The following is a 19,923-nucleotide window of genomic DNA, read 5'->3' on the forward strand; positions in this document are numbered from 1 at the left end:
TTGGTGGAGTATTGTAATTATTGATTCAAAATTACAGATTTAAGATTTGTTTGAACTTTGGATTTTGATTTTTGGAATTTGGGGCTTGGAATTTAGGACTTGGAATTTGGGATTCGGTGGCTGCTAGTCGAAGCCAGGAATAGTGGAGTAATGATTCTATGTAGTTCAACACTCCATCACTCCATTACTCCAACATCTGAGCCTTGAGAAAGAAACGTGTTCGTAATAACTATAGAGTAAAAATATTAATCTGATGATTATTGAGATTAAAGTTCCCAGTCCGGGCGAATCAATTTCTGAGGTGCAACTGGCTTCATGGCTTGTTAGCAATGGCGCTTTCGTTGAAAGAGATACCGATATTGCTGAGATAGATTCCGACAAAGCTACACTCACTATCAATGCTCCTGAGAGTGGTGTAATCAGCATTGAGGTTCAGGCCGGCGAATCGGTGGAGGTGGGCGCTGTGATTGCCAGAATAGACACTTCGGCTGTGCCTGAAAAAGGTTCGAAACCAAAGGAAAATACGAAAACAGAGAATAACACCAAAGAAGAAAAACCTGAACAAAAGCCTGTTGAGGCCGAACCAATTCATGAGAAAGCAAAACCAGCTGATTCAAAAACATCAGGCGCTGAAAAGTCTTCACTGCCAGAAAATATCCAGGTAAATATTTCTCCGCTGGCCCGCAAGCTCATGCAGGAAAACAAGCTCGAAGCCGATGAAGTTGCAAACCACTTTCTAAATCTTCGCATTTCAAAATCAGATGTTGAAGAATATATTGGAGCTAGGAAATCATCGCCGGCAAAAGAAAGCAGCACAGTGAAACCTGGGTCAAGAGATGTTGAACGCAAAAAGATGAGCACCCTGAGGTTAAAACTTGCCAAACGCCTGGTGGCCGTAAAACAGGAAACCGCCATGCTCACAACTTTCAATGAGGTGAACATGAGCAAGGTAATGGCCATGCGCGATAAATACGGTCCTGCGCTTAAGGAAAAATATGGTTTCAGTTTTGGCTTTGTCACTTTCTTTGTAAAGGCTGTGGCCGAGGCGTTGAAGCATTTCCCGCAGGTAAACGGCATGATTGATGGCGATGAAATGGTTTATCATAAATACGTTGACATTGGCATAGCCGTGAGCGCTCCAAAAGGACTTGTTGTTCCTGTGATCCGTAACGCCGAAAGCCTCACACTTGATCAGATTGAAAAAAACATCAAGGAACTGGCTGCCAAAGCAAGGGATAATAAAATCACGCTAGAGGAGATGACCGGAGGAACCTTTACAATTACTAACGGCGGGGTTTTTGGCTCTATGCTTTCAACGCCCATTCTCAACCCTCCTCAAAGTGCGATCCTTGGCATGCATAATATCGTGGAGCGGCCTGTTGCCGTAAACGGAAAAGTTGAAATCCACCCGATTATGTACGTTGCCCTTTCCTACGATCACCGTGTGATTGATGGCCGCGAATCCGTCGGCTTCCTGGTAAAAGTAAAAGAAATGATTGAGGACCCGGTGAAGATGTTATTTGAGGGGAATGATCCGGAAAAACAACTTTTGAACCTATAAAATTATTTAAACAGGATTCAAAATTCCACATTCATGATTCAAGATTGAGTCCGCAGCGAAAGGTGTTCGTTAGCCACGAATGAACGAATAATTCAATCCAAAATGCTAGTATTCACTGATATCATATGAACATATATTTCAGACAATCTTAAAAATAATACTTTTTCGGGGCAGATTCAATATTACGCTAGAATAAATAAATGATTGCAGACTCAGCTACTGTATCACAGTATTACTGCATCACATCAGCACAAAATATATGGCACTAATCAAATCCGTCCGTGGCTTCACGCCTGCTTTTGGCAACAACTGCTTCCTTGCCGATAATGCTACCGTTGTTGGTGAAGTCATCATGGGAGATGACTGCAGCGTTTGGTTCAATGCCGTGGTTCGCGGCGATGTTCATTATATAAAAATTGGCAACATGGTGAACATCCAGGATGGTGCTATCATACATTGTACCTACCAGAAAGCGCCGGTAAATATTGGTAACAATGTTTCCATTGCACACAAGGCTATCGTACACGGCTGCACCATTCATGACAATGTGTTGATTGGTATGGGCGCCATCATCATGGACAATGCCGTGATTGAAAGCAATTCGATGATCGCTGCCGGGGCTATTGTGCTCGAAAATACCATTGTAAAAAGTGGCAGTGTTTATGCCGGCATTCCGGCTAAAAAAATCAAAGACATTGACAAAAACCTTCTTGAAGGCCAGGTGCAGCGAATCGCAAAGAGTTATGTGATGTATGCGGGATGGTACAGGTAGGAAGTTTTAAGTTCAAAGCCCCAAATTCAAAGAGCCAAGAACCAAGAACCAAGAGACAAGTCACAAATTCAAAGAGCCAAGATCCAAGAATCAAGAGCCAAGACCCAAACTCAAAGATCAAAGCCCAAATTCCAAATTCAAAAAAGCTGTCGTTTGTTGATTTACGAATCTTAAATCTTGAATTTTGAATTAATAATTCCACAATTCCACAACTCCACAACTCCATTACTCCATTATTCCAAACAGTATCACTGCATCACTGCATCACAGCACTACTGCAACACAGCATCACAAAACTTCAGCGGATAAACTAATTGTGTCAATTTGGCGTTGATTACGGTGAAAGCAAATTTGGCAAATGGTTTGATTAATTGAACATCTCACTTAATACTTAAAGAAAAATGCCCATAATCTGGATTATATTTATTGGTTTCATGATTTTGAGCTGGCTCATCGGACAGCGGTTAAAATCAAAATTCACTGCCTTTTCTAAAATACCTATCAACTTTGGGCTTAGCGGTAAAGAAATTGCCGAGCGCATGCTCCGCGAAAGCAATGTTGAAGGTGTGAACGTGGTTTCGGTTCCCGGCAAGTTATCTGATCACTACAATCCTGCGAACCGAACCGTGAATTTAAGTCCCGAGGTATACAATGGTCGCAGTGTTGCAGCAGCTGCGGTTGCAGCACACGAATGTGGCCATGCCGTGCAGCACGACCGCGCCTATGCGTGGTTGCAGATGCGCTCTCAACTTGTTCCGGTTGTAAGCATTACTTCAAAATGGGTACAATGGGTTTTACTGGCAGGCATTTTACTGGTTCAAACCATGCCAGGAATTTTACTGGCAGGTATCGTTTTATTTGCATTGACAACACTCTTTAGCTTTATCACACTTCCGGTTGAAATTGATGCCAGTCGCCGCGCCCTTGTTTGGTTAAGCAGCACCGGTGTTACCAACCGCGAAACCCATCCCAAGGCACAGGAAGCTTTACGCTGGGCAGCTTACACATATGTAGTGGCTGCACTGGCTTCACTGGCGACTTTGCTGTATTACATCATGATTTTTATGGGAAGAAGGGATTAATGATCGTGTAACTAAAAAAAGTTTGAGGTTCTTAATTGAGAGAACCTAGACATTGATAACAATGAGGCTATTTCTAAACCAGAAATAGCCTCATTGCCATTTTAAATCATGCTTAGGATTAAATTTTAAGATGTTGATAGATTTTTCAACAATGTTATATATATTTGTTCGACATTCCAATCGTGTTATTGTATTACCCATCAAACCTATTCACGATGAAACACAAAAACCTATCCCTCGCTTTTACAACTTTCATTGTTGCCTTCATCGCTTTTGGAAATATTCCAACCAATGCTGGTGAAACTAATGGATCGAACAATCAGTTTTTTATTGAAAACAAAGGCCAATGGCCTGATGAGGTTCGTTTCCTGACAAAAATTGCGGGAATGAACGCCTGGATCACAAACAATGGAGTTGTTTACGATCACTTTATTATTGAACGCAATTACGAACCCTCCGATTTACTGAATTTGCCTGTCCACGAAAAGCGAATGGCCGAAATGGAGAACACCACAATTAAGGGGCATGTTGTGAAAATGAACCTTGAGGGCGCTGACCAAAACGCCGCAAGCGCCGGAATTGACAAACAGCCGGGTTACTATAATTATTTCAAAGGCAATGATCCGGAAAAATGGGCCAGCTATGTGCCGCTTTACGGACAAATTGAAATCCATGAGGTTTATGAAGGCATCAATGTTAAATATTACTTTGATGGCGGTTTGTTGCGCTATGATTTTCATGTGAAAGCCGGGGCGGATATCAACCAGATACGATTCAGCCTCGAAGGCCCGGCCGCTTTGAAAATCAACGAAAACGGCGAACTAATAATTGAAACCAGCCTGGGCGAAGTCATCCACGGCCAACTCTACGCCTACCAGTTTATCAATGGTGCAGAAAAAGAAGTCACCTGTCATTTTCTAAAGAACACCGATGGCACACTTGGAGTCGTAGCAGAAAATTATGACCCTGACAAAGACCTGGTAATTGACCCGCTGGTGTTTTCGACGTATTTGGGAGGGAATGCATTGGATGCTTATCCTTCAATTGCTTTGACTCAGGATGGTTCTATAATTATTGCTGGACAAACCATTTCAACTAATTTCCCTGCAACAGCAGGAGCTTACCAAACGGAAAAAAATGACGACTTTGATATTTTTATTTCGAAGTTGGATCACACAGGGTCAATGTTGATTTTTTCAACTTTTCTTGGTGGAGGTCAGCGTGAGGAACACCCCAAAATGGTATTGGGACAAGATGAAAGTATATTTATTACCGGATCTACACAATCATCCGATTTTCCTGTCACAAATCAAGCTTTCCAGACAACGAATCCTGGAGGTTCATCTGCGTTCGTAACCCGGATGAGTGCAACAGGAACATCCTTAACCTATTCAACTTATTTAGGCGGAAATGGAAATGACTACGGTAAGGCTATTGTTGTTGATCAAACCGGAAATGCTTATATAACCGGAGGTTCATTATCATATTCTGGTTTTCCAACCACACCTGGAACAATTCATTATCAATATGGCACTTTATTCGTAGCCAAGCTAAACCCCACAGGCACAGGTCTTATTTATAGTGCAATATTTGCCGAAGCTGAAGGCCAAGATATTTCTATTGATGCGCTTGGTAATGCTTATCTGACAGGAAGTGTATCTGCAGGAGGACACTTTCCAATCACACCTGGTGCATTCCAAACATTACCAAGTCCAGCCTATTGGCCTGCTTTTGCCCTGGTTGTCAATCCAACTGCAACTGCCGTACTCTATTCAACCTATCTAACAGGAAGTAGTACGGATTATGGCCGAACAATTAGAATTGCATCCAACGGAGACATCGTCGTTGGTGGTTTCACCTGGTCCACCAACTTCCCAACTTCACCAGGATCGTTTCAACCTGTAGGAAATGGGCATGACGCATTTATTATCAGGCTTAATTCCAGTTGTACCCAAATGGTTTGGGGAACTGTTCTAAGTGGAAATGGAATAGAACAATTATTTGGAATGGAGCTTGACGACAATGACAATGTTATAGTCACTGGCCACACAGGCTCTTATGATTTTCCCGTAACCACAGATCAATTTATAGGTAATGATGGATTTTATGAAGCCGTATTTGTCAGTAAACTTTCAAATAACGGATCTGAGTTGTTTTATTCAGCCCTGCTGTCAAACTATTCATTTTCATCCACGTCAGGCCGTGATGTTAAAGTAGATGCGGATGATAATATCATTGTAGCCGGAATAACGGGTCCGGGGTATCATATAACCAATGGTGCATACCAGCAAACATTTGGTGGAGGCTCTTGGGATATATTTATTACATCAATAATGCCGGTTAATTGCCAAACTGTATGCAATGTAAGTGTGATTAACCATGTTAGCTGTAAAGGTGGTGTTGATGCCCAGGCTCAATCAATTCCTGCAGGTGGAATTCCACCCTACACGTATGTATGGAGCGATGGACAGACAAGCGCCATTGCACTAAACCTTGCTGCCGGCACTTATACGGTAACAGTAACCGACTCCATCGGTTGCACCGCAACAGAAAGCATTGTGATTGAGGAACCATTGTTACTCGTTTTCGACACCATTGTTACAGGCCCGGCAAGTTGCTCTAATTCGGCAGATGGAACTGCAATTGCTATTACATCAGGTGGAACACCTCCATATTCTTTTGAGTGGAGTAATGGTGAGTACGGAAATTCAGCCCAAAGCCTGGAGGTCGGTGAGCATTTTGTAGTCGTAACGGACAATAATGGTTGCATGGATAGTATCAGTTTTACAATTGGACACATACCAGCCCCGGTTCCTGAAATAGTAAATATTCAGCCAACAAGTTGTATTGGTAGCCAGAATGGGTCGGCCATTGCCACAAGCACAGGCGGAACCCCGCCTTATCAATTTTCCTGGAGCAATGGTGAAACCGGAGATACGGCTGTTGCACTCGCTGTTGGTAATCATTTTGTAGTTGTAACTGATGCCAACGGGTGTGAAGAAACTATCAGCTTCAGCATCGGGCATGTCCCGGTTCCCGTTCCGGAAATAGTAAGCACCCAAGCTGCAAGTTGTGCAAACAGTCTTGACGGTGTTGCAATTGTTGAAGGTTCGGAAGGAACTCCGCCTTATACTTTTGCCTGGAGCAACAGCGAAACCGGTGATATGGCTGTTACTTTGCCGATTGGGGAAAATACCGTAACTATTATTGATTCAAATGGGTGCGAAGAAACTATTAGCTTCAGCATTGACTACATCCGGCCTTACGATGGGGAGCTGATTTGCGCGGTTACGGTAAATCCGGAAACCGGTAACAACACCATTCTCTGGGAAAAGACTGAGAATGTGCGAACCATAGCATATAATATTTACCGGGAAGGCAGCGCAAGCGGTGTTTATGAAATGATTGGCTCCACGCTTTTCTCTGAGCCTTCTGTGTTTACAGATACATTAGCAAATCCTGCACAACAAAGTTACCGCTACAAACTGGCCGTGGTTGATTCATGTCAGGAAGAATCGGGTTTAAGCTCGTTGCATAAATCCATACATTTATCAATGAATGTGGGTGTGAATAATGAGATCAACCTTTTATGGACGCCCTATGAGGGATTTAACTATCCTACCCATTATATTATGCGAAGCATCGATAACAGTCCTTATCAGCAAATTGGGTTGGTTCCATCAACAAACCTGTCGTTTACCGATGTTGCCCCACCAACAGGCTATAAAAAATACATGGTTGAAATTGATATGCCGGAAGATTGTAGTTTAATGAAAGATGGCTTAAAAATTCACTCGAATACTGTAATTCATGAACCATCAGGAATTGGAAATCTGGCAGGCAAAGTTGGGTTCATGATCTATCCCAATCCCGGCGATGGTTTGTTCACACTTGTTTTCCAAGCACCAGTTTACGAATCCGATTTAACGATTACAGTTTTTGATCTGCTTGGCAGTATTCTTCACACACAGGAAATTATTTCCGGCAGCCTTGACGTTAAACTTAACATGCAACATCTGCCAGGAGGCATTTATTATCTGCGGGTTGCTGGTTCAAATATTTCCGGCAGTGTGAAGATGATCAAACTATGAACCGAAAACAATTCAAAAAAAACACCTATTCAAAAACAAAACGAGGCTGCCCCGCAATGAGGCAGCCTCGTTTTTTATGATTTCTTTTGTTGGCTACTGAATGTTTAACTTTTTCTTTACCAGCGGAAGTATATCATCGCTTGGGTCAGAATAAAGCAACAGTCCTTCTGAGCTATTGAAAACGTAGGTGTAACCGTTTTCTTTGGCTACATCACTTACAGCCTGGCGGGCTTTATCAATGATCGGTGTTGTCAGTTCAAGCTCCTTTTGTTGCAAATCCTGTTCTGCTTGTGTGCGGAAATCTTCCATACGGGTTTGAATATCCATGATTTCGCGTTCCTTATTCTGGCGGATCAGGTTCGACATAGTGGCCATATTGGCTTGGTAATCCTGGAGTTTTGTCTGATACTCATTGGTCATGCTGGCAAAAGTATCCTGCAGGTCTTTGGTGTATTGTTCAAAAATCGTTTTGATTGAGTCCTGACCCGGCATAGCGGCATACAATACAGCAAAATCAATATGGCCAAATTTGGCTTTCGACTGAGCCGAAACATTGAGTGTGGTAAAAACCAACACACTTAAAGCAATAAAAATTAGTCCTTTTTTCATTTTCATTCGTAAATTAAATATTTGTTTTTCTGATTAATAAACTGCAAAAGTAGACAATTAATAACATTTCAAAAACCCTGTTTAGCGATCTGACCGGGCGGATTGAGAATTCTTAGAAAGCATATCCCATCTTAGCCAGCACTTCTTCGCTGATGTCGAATCGCGGATCGGTGAAAAGCATAGAAACACTGCCGGCTTTATCAAAAATTATGGCATAATTGCCAGCAGCTGCCACTTCCTCAAGGGCGGTGTAAATTTTTTCCTGGATAGGCTTGATGAGTTCTTCGCGCTTTTTGAATAAATCACCACTTTGTCCGAACCGCTTTTGCTGCAATTCTTTTACTTCCTTTTCCTTGGTAACGATCTCTTCCTCACGCTTGCGTTTCATTTCTTCGGGAAGCAAGATCACTTCGTTCTGGAAAGTGCGGTAAAGACTTTCGATTTCAGCAAACTTCGCCTCAATCTCTTTTTGGTACTCAACGGTTAAGGCATCAATACGGGTTTGAGCGCTATTATACTCAGGTACGTTTTCAAGGATATAACTGGTGTCAACGTATGCGAACTTCTGTGCCTGGCTTGTGAACCCAAAAACCATAAAGGTAGCTGCAACCAACAATGTGATCATGTTGGATTTCTGGTTGGTTAACAAAGAATATGCTTTCATGATAAATTTCTCCTAAAATTAGATGTTAAAAATATTTTCGACAACAGCGCATAAGCAAACTTCCTGCCAAATTTGAAAATTATTAGTTTTCATAGCTAATCAATGGATTGGTTGATCGAGAAATGGAACTGTCCTTTATTGGCTGATGGCATTCCGGGTATTGGGTCGAACCCATAACCCCAGTCGAGGCCTAACAAACCGAACATGGGCAAAAATACCCTTACCCCAACACCTGCCGAGCGTTTGAGATCAAAAGGATTAAACTCGCCGAAGTTACGCCAGGCGTTGCCTGCTTCGGCAAAACCCAGAACATAAATCGTTGCACTTGGATTAAGTGATAAAGGATATCTGACCTCCACGGTGTTCTTATTATATATAGTGGCTCCGATATTCTCGTTATTGTAACGGCCTGGTGTGAGTGATTGGTCGCTATACCCACGGAAGGCGATGATTTCGCGCCCGTCGAAGTTGTTGTAACCCGAAAGGCCATCGCCACCTACGAAATAGCGTTCGAAGGGTATGGTGCCAATATCGTTGTTGTAATGCCCAAGAAAACCGTATCGTGATCGCACACTAAGAACCAGATCTCCAACAATTGCCTGAAACCATGACGAGTTGATGTTCCACTTATGATATTCAAGCCATTTAAACTTGTCTTTATCAGCCATTCCATCATAGTTTTTATTGCTGAAAAGACTATATGGCGGTGTGACTGTGAGTGCAACGGTGAAATCGGAACCTCCGCGCGGGTAAATCGGCTGATCAACTGATTTTCGTCCAAATGTTACCCCGTAGCTGATGCTGTTAAAATCACCGGTACCGCCACCGACGGGGAGAATATTGGCATAGTTAAATAATGAATAGCGTTGCAGGGACATGGTTTGTATAAGCACAAAAAAGTCGTCGGGCCATTGTAAACGTTTTCCAAGCATCACTGAGAACCCATCCTGTTTGAACGATCCAAACTGCGGATTGCTCTTTGCAACACCTGTTGTAAAAGTTGAGTGATAGTAAGAAACACTAAGGGAGTTGGGCTTTTTCCCACCCAGCCATGGCTCAGTAAATGAGGCGCTGTAGCTTATGTAACCCCGGCCGAAGGATTGCATCCGCAGGCTGAGTTTCTGCCCGTCGCCGCCAGGAATTGGCCGCCAGGCATCGCCTTTGAATAAATTCCGTGTCGAAAAATTATTGAACGATAAACCCAGGGTGCCAATGATACGCCCATAGCCCCAGCCACCCGACAATTCGATTTGATCAGCGGAGGTTTCTTCCACTTCATAAATAAGATCAACAGTTCCTTCGTCGGGGTTGGGAATGGGAACCGGGTTTATTTTTTCGGCGTCAAAATATTTTAATTGAGCCAGGTCGCGTGTGGATCGTATAATATCGGTACGGTTGAATAGCTGGCCGGGCCTGGTTCGCAACTCACGGATAACAACATGGTCATTTGTTCTTGTGTTGCCCTGAATCGAAACATTATTGATGGTTGCCTGCTTGCCCTCAAAAAGGCGCATTTCAAGGTCAATGGTATCGTTTTCAACCCGCACTTCCACTGGGGTGACACGGAAAAATAAATACCCGTCGTCGAGGTAAAGGGAACTGATGTCAAGGCCTTGCGGATTATACATCAGGTTTGTTTCAAGTATTTTCTGGTTGTAGATATCCCCTTTATTGATACCCAGAACGGTGCTAAGCACTTCTGTGCTGTATTTGGTATTGCCTATCCATCTGATATCGCCAAAATAGTATTGCGGGCCTTCATCAATTTTTAAGTCAATAGCTACAAAATTTTTGCCGGTTCGATAAACGGAATCAGAGATGATCCGTGCATCGCGATAGCCTAACTCATTGTATTTACTGATCAGGTTGCGTTTATCGGTAGCATAATCATCCTGGATCAAACGGGAAGATTTTAGAATTCGGGGCCTGATATCTTCACTGAAAGCGTCTACTATTGCTTGACCAATGCCTTGTACATCGAGCCGCAGCGCAGATTTTCCAACATTCCGTATCAACGGTTCCATGCTGTCGAAAGGCTTAACTATCCCGCGCTCCTTGGTATCTTTGAGTTGCCGTTTTGCCTTTTTATCTGATAATGCATGATTGCCATCAATGTTGATGGTTTCGATACGGATGCGGCTTTTCTTATCAATGTTGATGATAAGTTCAACTTGGTGAATGGCAGCAGTGTCGGGAATAGAAGTGATGTCTACTTCGGTGTTCATATAGCCTTTACTGCTGAAATGATTTTTGATGATGTTTTCGGTTCTGATGATCAGATGGTCTGTTACAACATCATTGCGAACCAGTTTTATTTTGTCGCGCATATCATCGGCTTCAGCTTTTCTTACGCCACGAAAGCTGAACCTGCTCAAACGCGGCCTTTCTTTCATGTGAAGGTTGAGGAAGATCAACTCACCTTCTACCCGGCTTGCGGTAATGCTAATATTTTCAAACAAACCCTGCAGCCAGAGTTTTTCTATAGCATCGCGGATTCTGTCGCTTGGAACTTCGATTATATCGCCTACGCTTAGTCCGGAAAGCACGATGATTACACCATGATCGAGATATTCAACACCGCTTACTGTGATTCCACCTATTGTATAGGTTGCAGGCCTGGTATAATTGATTTCAGGGAGTTCAGAGCCGATCAACACCTGTGATAACGCTGCCGGAGGGCCAATAAAGGATAGTACCAGGCAGATAGAACAAATTAACCTCAATTTCATTTTTGTTTACACTTTATAAGTTGTTCGCTCACTTTCCCGAACCGCCTCTCACGGTTTTGATAGTCAATGATGGCTTCATACAGGTCGTCTTTCCGGAAATCGGGCCAGAGTTTTGTTGTAAAATACATTTCGGTGTAAGCGCTTTGCCATAGCAGGAAATTACTGATGCGGTACTCACCGCTTGTACGTATCAGCAGCTCAGGGTCGGGAATGCCTGCCGTAGTCAGGTTTGCGGCAATCGTTTCCTGGCAGATATCGGATGGTTTAAGAACACCATCTTTTATCTGCTGGGCCAGTTGCTTAAAGGTTTCTGTAAGCTCCCAGCGACCACTGTAACTCAGCGCCAGCATAAGATCCATCCTTTTGTTGCCGGATGTTTTCTTAATTGCTTCCAGTAATTCATCCCGGCAACGACTATCAAGTGAATTCAGGTCGCCAATTGCCTTAAGCCTTATATCATTGTCTGACAGCGTTTTTGTTTCCTGGTTAATGGTTTGAACCAGCAAATGCATCAATGCTTCAATTTCGGTAGCCGGGCGTTTCCAGTTTTCAGTTGAAAAGGCATACAGGGTCAGATATTTAATTCCGATTTCGGCGGCAGCTTCAGCGGTTTCCCTTACTGATATTACACCTTGCTCATGCCCGAAAATCCGATGCTCTCCTCGCATTTTTGCCCAACGGCCATTTCCATCCATGATGATGGCAATATGCTGTGGTAATTGGTCGGGGTTTATTTTTTCTTTTAGGCTCATCTTGCTAATTGCCGTCATCCAAAATAACGGATAAAATACAAATACACCGTGTTTTATATTGTTAAGTAATGTTAAAACCGCACCCTGTCCGGTTCATCGCAGTTTGCCTTTCCCTTGAAGTTAATCCTGAATACCACCGACAGGCCGGCAAAACTATACCAATCATTATCTTTTGAATTTCCCCGCTGCATTCCTTCCGTGTAATTTCCTGATGGGTCGAAAGGGGCAACAGGTTGTGGGTTCAGGTCAGCACCAATGCCCAATGCCTGTGATGAATAGGTTGTGCTCACATCATCGAGGTAATCCGTAGTTGTTTTTCGCATGCCCCACTCTAATGTCAGGCCAATTTTGCTGGTAAGGCTATATTTTAATCCGATGCCAAATGGAAACGTCATAGCAAACTGTGAGTAAGAGTTGCCTTCGGTTTGCAGTTCGCGCAGGCTGTATTGCGTGCCACCGTAAGTTGCCTGCGGATCGAACATAAATGCTCCGACTCCGCCGAAAATGTAAGGAGTAACATAGTTGTGGCTGCTTCCGGTAAAGTAATCCAAAAAGTTAAACTCCATCATTACTGACAGTTCATAAATGTCGGATTCAAAATTGATGGCTCTTTCTTCACGGTATTTGGTTAATAGATCGTCGCCTATAACCAGTCCTCTTAACAGGTTGGCTTTCACAGCAACCCTGTTATTAAAGTTATACCTGTAAACCAAACCATAGGCTGGTTGTATAAGTTCGAAAGGCTTATCAGGATTCAGATCTCCCATATAATAAGATACCCCACCAAAAGCCCCGAGTTCAATTTTCTGTGCATTTGATGCATAAAAAATGCTGGCAAGGAGCAGTGCTACAAGATATTTTTTCATTTTATTTTGAGGGCGCTAAATTACCACTTTTATCTTCACAACAAAGGGTAACGGGTTTGATTCAGTTCCTTATGTCCTGACCCCAGCTCAGCTTCTCGCGAATGGTGCGAAAGAAGTATTGATCTTTCATCTGAAGAAGGTTGATGCGGAAGTTGGCCTTGCGCACCAGAAGTTCAGTTTCCGGATGTATCACCTCTGAGCGGGAATCAAGGCTCACAAGATATTCTTTTTCACGACCCTCTACCTTGATGCGGATAATGCTTTTATCGGGAATAACGACAGGCCTTACGGTTAAATTGTGTGTGGCAATTGGTGTGATTACGAAATTAGCAGCATCGGGTGCGATGATTGGGCCATTGCATGATAATGAATAAGCGGTTGATCCGGTAGGTGTGGAAATGATCAGTCCATCGGCCCAATAGGCATGCAGGAATTTCTCATCCACATAAACATGGATCAGAATCATGGAGGATGTATCTTTCTTATTAATGGTGAGTTCATTCAATGCAAAGTTCAGTTCGCCAAAAAGATTTCCGGAAGTTTCAAGGCTGAGCAATTCCCGTGAATCCAGCACATATTCACCGCTGACGATTGCATCAATAGCCGGAATAATATCTTTTTTTGAGATGCTTGATAAAAATCCCATTCTGCCCAGGTTGATACCCATAACCGGTATACCTGAATCGCGCACAAGTGTTAGTGTGTCAAGCAGCGTACCGTCGCCACCGATTGAAAAGAGAAAGTCAGCTTTATCCTTCAGCACATCCTTGCTTGTGAAAAGTGCCGGATTGTCACCCAGATCAATCTCAGATCGCAAGACTTCATAAAAAGGCTTGTAAATTATGTAGCTGATCTGGTGATGGCTGAATCTTTCAAACAATGGTTTAAGGCAAGCGATGCCTTCGCTATCGGCTGATTTCCCGTATAATGCTATTCTCATACGCTTATTTGGTTAAATGTATGCAAGGGATTGATAGTGCAAGATTACGAAAAATTGTTTTGTTGTGTGATTTGTCGATTGGTCAACTGGTCAACTGGTCAATTGGTTGATTGGTTGCAGTGATGCAGTGATGGAGTGTTGTACTAAGTACCAGGATTGCGGACTTCAGTTTTTGCCAACTGTTATTTGCCAACTGCCAACTTTTTTCTTGGGATTTTGAATTTTGGACTTGGGTCTTGGTTCTTTTCTCTTTTCTCTTGATTCTCGTCTCTTGTCTCTTGGGTCTTTGATTTTGAGACTTGGGATTTGGGACTTTCAAATGGGCGCCAGGAAGTGCACGAAGAAACCGTATTCACCGAAATGGTTCACAGAGTATTCCATCCGCATGACCCGATCATAGTATGTTACCACATCAAAACCTACTCCATTTCCCCAGAGCAAACGGTTGGGCAACTGGTTCGCAGAATTATCGTTTCCGGGTTCGTAAACAAAACCAATGTCGGAATGAATGCCCAGAAAAAGTGACAAATGTAATTTGCTGAATTTTTCCGACCTGATAAATGGCAATTGAATGACAACCGGCTTAAGGATTTGATATTTAAGATTTGTTTTCAAGAGGCCTGCATGCGTTCCATCCACAACATAATACTCGTACCCCCTTACAAAATCATACATATAGCCGAGTGAACGGCTCATAAAATAAGGTTGTTCGGAAGAAAATGAGAGCTTTGCTGTAGCACCCGTCAGCAGATACCATCGCTCGTGTAATGGAAGGTAACGTTTATAACTTGAACTCACATTGAGAACATTCAGCTTGCTGTTCTGCAAAATTCCAAGTCCGTGTTTTGAGACTACCAGGTCGTAGTAATAACCTGAGGTAGGGTAATATTTCAGGTTGCGGTGATCGCTGCGGAATTCATACACCAGGCTTAGGAAACGTGGCGATGTATTGTTGTTAATATAAAAATCAGGATTTAGACTGTAAATTGTATCAGTAAAATGAAATTGACTGAATTGCAGTAAAAGACTGTGGCTTTGATGGATTTGGGGGCGAAAAAACAAACTGCCATTAACAATAAAATCCCTCATGGTATATTTTCTGGGGTCATCAAAATATACAAGCAGGTCGTTGCTGGTGGCATAAGCGAGTTCATGCCTGCGGCTAAAAGAAAAACCCAGTCCAAAGCCCAGCGTTTGCGCCTTGTTTAAATTGGGCTTAAGGTAGTTCAGTGCAAAAGCCTGGCTGTAACCTGCCAGCACAAGCGCCTGGAGCAATTCACGACGCCCGCGGAAATTATTGTGGTTCAGAAAGATGCCGTAGTTGAGTCGCGAAAAATCCCGACTTTCCCACCACTCATTGAAGTTGCGGTCGGCAAGTTCAACCACAGGGATTGGCCATATATACCATCTTTCAACAAAGCGGAAAGTGATATCAATAATATTTGCGTTGCCTTCGCGTACTGATGTTTCAATTTCAACAAAATTGAAAAGTGATGTGTTAAGCAGGTTTTGCCTGCTTTGGATCAGGAATTCCGACCAGTTATCGGAAGAAATTGAATCATTGCTGCGGAATAAGATTTCGCGGTAAATAATGCCCGGTTGCGTAATCTTATTTCCAACCAGACTGATGGTTCCCACAGTAATATATGACGCTTCCTGAGTTTCTTGCGGTTCATTACTCAAAGCATCTGCATTGATACTAAAAGCAATAATGAACGACAGGAGCAGGGTTGAAAAGGGGAAATTATTTGCAGGATTTACCCTGAGATAGCGTAGACTGAACAGCATGATTACGGAAGTTCGGTTCAAACGTTCAGATAAGTCATCAGTTGATCATAACGGTCTTTCAGGTCGTCGTAATAGGAAGCTTCTCCGTAAGTGGCTTTAATAATATAGTTGTAACGGTTAAAGGTTTGCAGTATCGGGCCAAGTTCCATGCGGTTGATCTTAATGGAAATTTCCATCAGGGTGCTTTCAGGAACCGAGGTGATAAACATGCTGAGGATGGTGGCATCGTTTGATTCAATGATCTGGGTGATCTCGGATAAGGAATAATCAGTATAGTTCCGCTCCAGCACAATCACTGAACCTGGATTTTGAATCGAAGCTATTGAGGCAAAACTTTGCATCAGCCCTTCTAATGTTATCACACCAACATACTGGTTTTTATCATCCAGCACCGGAAGCAGGGTGAGTTTATGCTCGGAAAACAAATTTAATACTTCAAAAACATGACGAAGCTCGTCAACGTAAGGTTTTGGAAGGGTTAACGCATGCGAACCGATGGCTTCCTCAAAGTGGCTATTGCCATAGATGTCATCTTCTGAAAGCAGGCCAATATATTCCGAACCATCCACCACCGGCAAATGTGCAACCCTGAACTCATCCATCCAGCTTAGGGCCTGTATAAAAGTGTCGTCCGGTCTTACCGGCAAAATGGCATCTGAAATCAGGTCTTTGGCGATCATTGAGGTGTATTTGGGTTTTATTATGCAAACCTAACACTTTTGAACCACATGCAGCCTTCTACCAATATTTTGTTCCTGGCGGAGAGGATGTCTCAAAACGTTAAATCTTGTCATCCTGAACGAAGTGAAGGATCTCATTTGTCTGTATGCTAGATTCTTCTCCGCCGCGGCGGATCAAAATGACAAAAAAGCAAACTCCCAAGTTTTGAGACAGCCTCCGTTATTGGTAGAAAAAATTAGCCCACGCAAATCTTAAACCCGCCAGAGGCGGGCGACTTATCTCCTGTATTTCAGAATAATCATGCTATTTCACCCGGACTTGATGTTTTTTAAATTTAACACTCACCCTTCACTTAACTTTGCAACTTATTTCTATTGACTATGGGTTTCAAACAAATAACTGTTAAAGTTGCTACAGACTACAACGAAGAGTCATTGCGTAAGATCATTGGCAACAATCTCGGGATCAGAAAGTTTTCTTTCCAGGTTGAAGGCAAAAGCCTGGATGCCAGGAACAGAAGCCGTATACACTGGCTGCTGCAAGTAGCAGTAGTTTCTGATGAACTCAAAGGAGGAGAAATACCCCGCGTTGAATCACTTAAAATCCCTTACCGCAAATGGCAAAAAGAAATTCTGGTGGTGGGCAGCGGCCCGGCTGGGTTTTTCTGCGCGTTTGTGTTGCAAAAGGCGGGGTTCAACACCACATTGATTGAGCGCGGTTCGGAAGTATTGAAAAGGAGCCGCAGCATTTTAAGTTTCGAGCGCAATGCTGATTTTGATCCAATAAACAATTATGCTTTCGGCGAAGGCGGTGCGGGAACTTTCTCGGATGGCAAGCTTACTTCGCGATCCAAACATATTTCCCTGGAACGTCAGTTCATTCTTTCGAGCTATATCCAGGCCGGTGCACCTGATGAAATTGCTTATATGACTTATCCTCACCTTGGAACCGACAACCTGAAGAAAATTGTTAAGTACCTGCGAACCGAGTATGAAAACCTTGGTGGGAAAATGATGTTTGAAACTATGCTTGAAGATATTCGGGTGAAAGATGGCAAAGTAACCGAAGCAATCACTTCAGCGGGAGTAATTCCGCTTGATGCATTATTTATCGCCCCCGGCCATTCGGCTTACGAGACTTACCGCATGCTTATGCGCCGTGGTGTTGCTTTCCGAACCAAGAATTTCGCCATTGGCAGCCGCATGGAACACCCGCAGGAAATCATCAACCTGGCGCAATGGGGCAAGGCAAAATTACCGGGAGTGAAAGCTGCAGAATACCGGCTGACTTCCCAGGCGGATGGTAAGCACCAGGTTTATTCTTTTTGTATGTGCCCGGGAGGCATGGTTGTTCCGGCAACGGCTTATGCCGGATCAAACATTGTAAACGGCATGAGCTATTTTAAACGCGATGGCCGTTTTGCCAATGCCGCCTGCGTTGCAGGCATACACCCCGATGAGCTTGCCGGAAAAGAACTCACACCTTTTGAAGCCCTTGACTGGCTTGGAAATCTTGAAAAGCATTTTTTTCAATATTCTAAAGGCTATGCTGCGCCAGCCTGCAGCATCAATGATTTTATTGAAGGGAAGAGCCGCAAATCTAACCTTGAAAGCAGCTTCCCGCTGGGATTGAAACCAGCGCCTTTGTGGGAACTCCTGCCCAAAAATGTAGTCAAAGCAATGCGCGCCGGCCTGATTGATTTTTCCAGAAAAATGAAAGGTTTTGAAACCGGCAATCTTATAGGCCTCGAAAGCAAAACCTCATCGCCCATTCAGGTTATCCGGGAAGCAGGCGGATTATGTTTAGGTTTTGAGAACCTTTATCTGATAGGCGAAGGCAGCGGCTATGCGGGAGGGATCATTTCGAGTGCAGCGGATGGGGTGAAGGCGGGGATGGGGCTTTTAGAAAAGGAACAGTAGAACAATGGAACAGTAGAACATTCGAATTATGAACCCGGAAAAAAGCGGCAGTAGGCAGCGGCAGCAGCAGTCCACATTTAGTCGAATCTCTCTTAACCCGGAACTTTGAACATTGAACCTCGAACAAATAATAGAACAATAGAACAGTAGAACAATTGAACAATAGTATAAAAGAACAAAAGAACATCTTGATGCCTGAGAAAAATAGACAAACCACCTATGATGTAATTGTGATTGGCGCCGGCGCGGCTGGCTTGATTGCGGCAGGCCATGCCGCACAGCAGGGCGCAAAGGTAGTTTTACTGGAAAAAATGCGGAGGGCGGGGCGCAAGCTGCTGATAACCGGCAAAGGGCGTTGCAACATCACCAACAATTCCCCGAAATCTGTTTTTTATAAAAATATTTTCCCGCAGGGCCGGTTTTTACAACATGCTTTTGATGCGTTCTTTACTGAAGATATTCTGAAGATCATGCACGACCAGGGCGTGGAAACCACCACCGAACGCGGAGACCGGGTTTTTCCTGTAAGCAACCTGGCAGCCGATGTGGTGAACGCCCTTATAAGCTGGATGGGCAAAAAGAATATCGAAACCATGTATGAAGCCAGAGTCAGTGGATTGCTCATTGAAGAAAATGCAGTTGTTGGAGTTCGAACTTTGGTGAATGGAATCAGTAAAGAGTTTTTTGGCAAAAGAGTTATCATCTGCACTGGTGGCAAATCTTATCCTGCAACCGGCTCCACCGGTGATGGTTATGCGTTGGCAAAACAGGTGGGTCATACCATCAATGAAGTAAGACCGGCGCTTGTACCCCTGGTTACCAAAGGCGATATTGCCGAGAAACTTCAGGGACTTGGATTGAAAAACGTGAATGCCGTGGTTTGGGTCAACGGAAAAAAGGCTGCTGAAGAATTTGGCGAACTGATGTTTGCGCATTACGGCCTCAGCGGGCCAATCATTCTCACACTCAGCCGACATGTTGTGGAAGAGTTATACAAGAATCACAAAGTCGTAATTGGCATTGATCTGAAACCGGCGCTTGATGAAAAGAAACTGGATGTCCGTCTTTTGCGCGATATCAATGAACATGGCAAAAAACAGCTTGAAAATATTTTCAGGCTTTGGTTACCGGCCAAATTAATCCCCGTTTTTCTTGAACAACTTGAAATGGATGGCAACAAACTCTGCCACCAGGTAACAGCAAAGGAACGTCGAAAAATATTGCTGCTGATGAAAGACTTCAGGTTTGAAGTTACAGGTCATCCGGGGTTTAAAGAAGCTATCATTACTTCAGGTGGTGTGAACCTTACCGAGATCAATCCAAAAACAATGGAATCAAAACTGGCCCCCAACCTGTATTTTGCTGGCGAAGTCGTTGACCTTGACGGAACCACAGGGGGATTTAATTTGCAGTTGGCGTTTTCCACGGGTTGGCTGGCGGCGGAACTAAGTTGAAGAAGGATGTTGCCG

Annotated in this window: 14 protein-coding genes; 6 read left to right on the plus strand and 8 right to left on the minus strand. The window is 43.5% G+C overall.

Annotated elements, in window-relative coordinates:
* The first annotated feature begins 253 nt into the window (after nucleotides 1-253).
* The 4 genes from odhB (at nucleotide 254) to IH597_05070 (ending at nucleotide 7,506) form a co-directional block, all read left to right on the plus strand.
* On the plus strand, nucleotides 254-1,561 hold the full coding sequence (gene odhB, locus IH597_05055; GenBank protein MBE0661818.1) for a 2-oxoglutarate dehydrogenase complex dihydrolipoyllysine-residue succinyltransferase: 1,308 nt from the start codon (nucleotides 254-256) through the stop codon (nucleotides 1,559-1,561).
* A gap of 259 nt (nucleotides 1,562-1,820) precedes the next feature.
* A complete protein-coding gene (locus tag IH597_05060) occupies nucleotides 1,821-2,333 on the plus strand; it encodes a gamma carbonic anhydrase family protein (GenBank protein MBE0661819.1) in 513 nt (170 codons plus the stop codon).
* A gap of 401 nt (nucleotides 2,334-2,734) precedes the next feature.
* Complete coding sequence (locus IH597_05065; protein ID MBE0661820.1) at nucleotides 2,735-3,415, plus strand: zinc metallopeptidase; 681 nt, start codon at nucleotides 2,735-2,737, stop codon at nucleotides 3,413-3,415.
* 215 nt (nucleotides 3,416-3,630) lie between these two features.
* Nucleotides 3,631-7,506, plus strand: a complete 3,876-nt coding sequence (locus tag IH597_05070; GenBank protein MBE0661821.1) for an SBBP repeat-containing protein — start codon at nucleotides 3,631-3,633, stop codon at nucleotides 7,504-7,506.
* A gap of 93 nt (nucleotides 7,507-7,599) precedes the next feature.
* Here the strand turns inward: IH597_05070 and IH597_05075 are convergent, their stop codons facing one another.
* From IH597_05075 to IH597_05110, 8 genes are all read right to left on the minus strand, one after another.
* On the minus strand, nucleotides 7,600-8,115 hold the full coding sequence (locus IH597_05075) for an OmpH family outer membrane protein (protein ID MBE0661822.1): 516 nt from the start codon (nucleotides 8,113-8,115) through the stop codon (nucleotides 7,600-7,602).
* A gap of 112 nt (nucleotides 8,116-8,227) precedes the next feature.
* Entirely contained in the window at nucleotides 8,228-8,740 is a 513-nt protein-coding gene (locus tag IH597_05080; protein MBE0661823.1) for an OmpH family outer membrane protein, read from the minus strand.
* A gap of 134 nt (nucleotides 8,741-8,874) precedes the next feature.
* On the minus strand, nucleotides 8,875-11,508 hold the full coding sequence (locus tag IH597_05085) for a BamA/TamA family outer membrane protein (protein MBE0661824.1): 2,634 nt from the start codon (nucleotides 11,506-11,508) through the stop codon (nucleotides 8,875-8,877).
* A complete protein-coding gene (locus IH597_05090; GenBank protein ID MBE0661825.1) occupies nucleotides 11,505-12,260 on the minus strand; it encodes an isoprenyl transferase in 756 nt (251 codons plus the stop codon). Before IH597_05090 ends, IH597_05085 begins: the two co-directional genes overlap by 4 nt.
* Nucleotides 12,261-12,331: 71 nt before the next feature.
* The gene (locus tag IH597_05095) at nucleotides 12,332-13,126 is read right to left on the minus strand and encodes an outer membrane beta-barrel protein (GenBank protein MBE0661826.1); all 795 of its coding nucleotides are present in this window, start codon (nucleotides 13,124-13,126) and stop codon (nucleotides 12,332-12,334) included.
* A 61-nt stretch (nucleotides 13,127-13,187) separates the two neighbouring features.
* Nucleotides 13,188-14,066 (minus strand): NAD kinase, encoded by an 879-nt coding sequence (locus IH597_05100; protein MBE0661827.1) that lies wholly within the window; start codon nucleotides 14,064-14,066, stop codon nucleotides 13,188-13,190.
* A gap of 315 nt (nucleotides 14,067-14,381) precedes the next feature.
* Nucleotides 14,382-15,854 carry a hypothetical protein gene (locus tag IH597_05105; GenBank protein MBE0661828.1) on the minus strand — a complete coding sequence of 491 codons (1,473 nt, stop codon included), beginning with the start codon at nucleotides 15,852-15,854 and terminating at the stop codon, nucleotides 14,382-14,384.
* Nucleotides 15,855-15,871: 17 nt separating this feature from the next.
* Entirely contained in the window at nucleotides 15,872-16,534 is a 663-nt protein-coding gene (locus tag IH597_05110; protein MBE0661829.1) for a CBS domain-containing protein, read from the minus strand.
* A gap of 381 nt (nucleotides 16,535-16,915) precedes the next feature.
* Here IH597_05110 and IH597_05115 point away from each other — a divergent pair, with 381 nt between their 5' ends.
* Nucleotides 16,916-18,454: an NAD(P)/FAD-dependent oxidoreductase gene (locus IH597_05115; GenBank protein ID MBE0661830.1), complete on the plus strand. Its 1,539-nt coding sequence runs from the start codon at nucleotides 16,916-16,918 to the stop codon at nucleotides 18,452-18,454.
* 191 nt (nucleotides 18,455-18,645) lie between these two features.
* Nucleotides 18,646-19,908 (plus strand): NAD(P)/FAD-dependent oxidoreductase, encoded by a 1,263-nt coding sequence (locus tag IH597_05120; GenBank protein ID MBE0661831.1) that lies wholly within the window; start codon nucleotides 18,646-18,648, stop codon nucleotides 19,906-19,908.
* The last annotated feature ends 15 nt before the right edge of the window (nucleotides 19,909-19,923 follow it).

This window comes from Bacteroidales bacterium, from assembly GCA_014860575.1.
GTDB lineage: Bacteria > Bacteroidota > Bacteroidia > Bacteroidales > JAAYJT01 > JAAYJT01.

Coding starts and splice junctions, on each gene's coding strand:
- IH597_05065 (MBE0661820.1), top strand. CDS start 2,735: ATGCCCATAATCTGGATTATATTTATTGGTTTCATGATTTTGAGCTGG.
- IH597_05115 (MBE0661830.1), top strand. CDS start 16,916: ATGGGTTTCAAACAAATAACTGTTAAAGTTGCTACAGACTACAACGAA.
- IH597_05120 (MBE0661831.1), top strand. CDS start 18,646: ATGCCTGAGAAAAATAGACAAACCACCTATGATGTAATTGTGATTGGC.
- IH597_05080 (MBE0661823.1), bottom strand. CDS start 8,740: ATGATCACATTGTTGGTTGCAGCTACCTTTATGGTTTTTGGGTTCACA.
- IH597_05085 (MBE0661824.1), bottom strand. CDS start 11,508: ATGAAATTGAGGTTAATTTGTTCTATCTGCCTGGTACTATCCTTTATT.
- IH597_05105 (MBE0661828.1), bottom strand. CDS start 15,854: ATGCTGTTCAGTCTACGCTATCTCAGGGTAAATCCTGCAAATAATTTC.
- odhB (MBE0661818.1), top strand. CDS start 254: ATGATTATTGAGATTAAAGTTCCCAGTCCGGGCGAATCAATTTCTGAG.
- IH597_05075 (MBE0661822.1), bottom strand. CDS start 8,115: ATGAAAAAAGGACTAATTTTTATTGCTTTAAGTGTGTTGGTTTTTACC.
- IH597_05100 (MBE0661827.1), bottom strand. CDS start 14,066: ATGAGAATAGCATTATACGGGAAATCAGCCGATAGCGAAGGCATCGCT.
- IH597_05070 (MBE0661821.1), top strand. CDS start 3,631: ATGAAACACAAAAACCTATCCCTCGCTTTTACAACTTTCATTGTTGCC.
- IH597_05090 (MBE0661825.1), bottom strand. CDS start 12,260: ATGAGCCTAAAAGAAAAAATAAACCCCGACCAATTACCACAGCATATT.
- IH597_05095 (MBE0661826.1), bottom strand. CDS start 13,126: ATGAAAAAATATCTTGTAGCACTGCTCCTTGCCAGCATTTTTTATGCA.
- IH597_05060 (MBE0661819.1), top strand. CDS start 1,821: ATGGCACTAATCAAATCCGTCCGTGGCTTCACGCCTGCTTTTGGCAAC.
- IH597_05110 (MBE0661829.1), bottom strand. CDS start 16,534: ATGATCGCCAAAGACCTGATTTCAGATGCCATTTTGCCGGTAAGACCG.